At 64.7% G+C, this 2,661-nt stretch carries 2 protein-coding genes; both read left to right on the top strand.

Translation table 11 applies throughout. The features are described from left to right. The coding region (locus EOA28_RS31900; RefSeq protein ID WP_128315663.1) for a DUF3422 family protein at nucleotides 1-651 on the top strand (651 nt) is incomplete at its 5' end. A 148-nt stretch (nucleotides 652-799) separates the two neighbouring features. Further along, nucleotides 800-2,296 (top strand): FAD-linked oxidase C-terminal domain-containing protein, encoded by a 1,497-nt coding sequence (locus EOA28_RS31895; RefSeq protein ID WP_127250075.1) that lies wholly within the window; start codon nucleotides 800-802, stop codon nucleotides 2,294-2,296. Nucleotides 2,297-2,661: the final 365 nt, after the last annotated feature.

Here is a 2,661-nt window from a genome sequence, read left to right as displayed (position 1 = left end):
CTGTCCGGCCGCGCCCGCCGCATTGAGGACCGCCTGGCGCAGACCACGCTGGAAATGAAGGCCGTCGAAACCCGTGACAGCCAGACATTGCTCGCCGACCTCACCGAGCTCGCCGCCGAGCTCGAGGCCGACGCCGCGTCCAGCCTCTACCGCTTCGGCGCCAGCCGCGCCTATGACGGCATCGTCACCGAAAGGCTGGAGGCGCTGGATGAAGAACCGGTGCAGGGTTTTGACACCTGGGCTGGCTTCCTCCTGCGGCGCATGGCGCCGGCAATGCGCACCTGCCGCTCGGTCGAAGAACGCCAGGCCAACCTGTCGCGAAAACTCACCCGCGCCACCACGCTGCTGCGCACCTGGGTCGACGTCGAAGTCGAGAAGCAGAACCGCGACCTGCTGGCATCGATGAACAACCGGGCCCGGCTGCAGCTGCGCCTGCAGCAAACTGTCGAAGGCCTGTCCGTGGCCGCCGTGTCATACTACGTCGTCGGCCTTATCGGCTATGTAGCCAAGGGCGCCTCGATCTTCGGCCATGCCTTCGCGCCAGAAGTCGTCACCGCCGCCTCCGTCCCCGTCGCCATCCTGCTGGTCTGGTGGGGCGTGCGTCGGGTGCGCAAGATGCATTCCGAGCCGGCGAAGCATCCGGGCGAGTAATCTTCCCCTCGATGCGAGGAAGCAGCGGCAGATTGCCGCTGCGGAAGCTGGGCATTACGGTCGCCGCCATATTTGACCAAAGCAGCGTTTGCAACAAAACGGTCAAGCTGGTAAAAGATTTTGACCAGTCAAGCGGGATAGATAACCGATGTCCGGCCTAGCCATGCCCAAGCCAGATGCCGAAACGCTGCGTCGGCGCGCCGAGATCGTCGCCGACATGCGCATCATCGTGCCGGGCGAGGGCGTCGTCGACGCGGCCAATAAAATGCGCGCCTTCGAAAGCGACGGCCTGACCGCCTACCGGCAGTTGCCGCTGGTCGTCGTGCTGCCGGAAACGGTGGCTCAGGTCTCGCGGGTTCTCAAATACTGCAACGAGCGCAACATCCGCGTCGTGCCGCGCGGTTCCGGCACTTCGCTGTCCGGCGGCGCGCTGCCGCTGGAAGATGCGGTGCTGCTGGTGATGAGCCGCTTCAACCGCATCCTTCAAATCGACTACCCCAACCGCATTGTGGTCGCTCAGCCGGGCGTCACCAATCTCGGCATCACCACCGCCGTCGAGCAGGAGGGCTTCTACTATGCCCCCGATCCATCCTCCCAGATCGCCTGCTCGATCGGCGGCAATGTCGCGGAAAATTCCGGCGGCGTGCACTGCCTGAAATACGGGCTCACCGCCAACAATGTGCTGGGCATCGAGATGGTGCTGATGAACGGCGAGGTGGTTAGGCTCGGCGGCAGTCATCTCGATCAGGAAGGCTACGACCTACTCGGCGTCATGACCGGCTCCGAAGGCCTGCTCGGCGTCGTCACCGAGGTCACGGTGCGGATCCTGAAGAAGCCGGAGACGGCGCGCGCGCTGCTGATCGGCTTTCCGACCAGCGAAGAGGGCGGCCAATGCGTCGCCGACATCATCGGCGCCGGCATCATCCCGGGCGGCATGGAGATGATGGACCGCCCGGCAATCCACGCTGCGGAAGATTTCGTCCATGCCGGCTATCCGCTCGACGTCGAGGCGCTGCTCATCGTCGAGCTCGACGGGCCGAGTGTGGAGGTCGACCATTTGATCGGCCTCGTCGAGGCGATCGCCTATCGCAACGGCTCGACCACCTGTCGCATCTCGCAGTCCGAGCAGGAGCGGCTGAGCTTCTGGGCCGGCCGCAAGGCGGCCTTCCCGGCCGTCGGCCGCATCTCGCCCGACTATTACTGCATGGACGGCACCATCCCGCGCAAGGAACTGCCGCGCGTGCTGGCCGGCATGCGCGATCTCTCCGAGAAATACGGCCTCGGCGTTGCCAATGTTTTCCACGCCGGCGACGGCAATCTGCATCCGTTGATCCTCTACGACGCCAATGTGCCGGGCGAGCTCGACAAGGCCGAAAGCTTCGGCGCCGACATATTGCGGCTTTGCGTCGAGGTTGGCGGCGTCTTGACCGGCGAGCACGGCGTCGGCGTCGAGAAGCGCGACCTGATGCCGGAAATGTTCAACCAAATCGACCTCGACCAGCAAATGCGCGTCAAATGCGCCTTCGATCCCAACCACCTGCTCAATCCGGGAAAAGTGTTTCCGCAACTGCGCCGCTGCGCGGAGCTGGGAAGGATGCATGTGCATCGCGGGCAGGTGGCGTTTCCGGATATTCCGAGGTTTTGATGGGGGCTCAAACACGCATGTCGGCGTTCTGTCGCGCCCCCCTCTGTCCTGCCGGACATCTCCCCCACAAGGGGGGAGATCAGCTGTCATTGCGGCCTTCGCTAATCTCCGACCTTGCAAGTGAGGCGCGGTGGCCGAAGCTGCCAATCTCCCCCCAAGTGGGGGAGATGTCCGGCAGGACAGAGGGGGGCGCGAAGGAACGCGACCTATCTCCTCTCCCCCGCTTTGCGGGGGCGAGGAACCCAGGCTTTTCAAGGTCGCGACGTCGGCGGTTGGCGTTTCCTCGCCCCCATGAAATGGGGGAGAGGTGTCCGCGTAGCGGGCGGAGAGGGGGCAGCGCTGCCGGATGCGATTGTCCTGGCCCT

The organism is Mesorhizobium sp. M2A.F.Ca.ET.067.02.1.1, from assembly GCF_004023285.1.
GTDB lineage: Bacteria > Pseudomonadota > Alphaproteobacteria > Rhizobiales > Rhizobiaceae > Mesorhizobium.
Note: the sequence above shows the minus strand (reverse complement) of the source record. Positions and strands in the feature narration are given on the sequence as shown.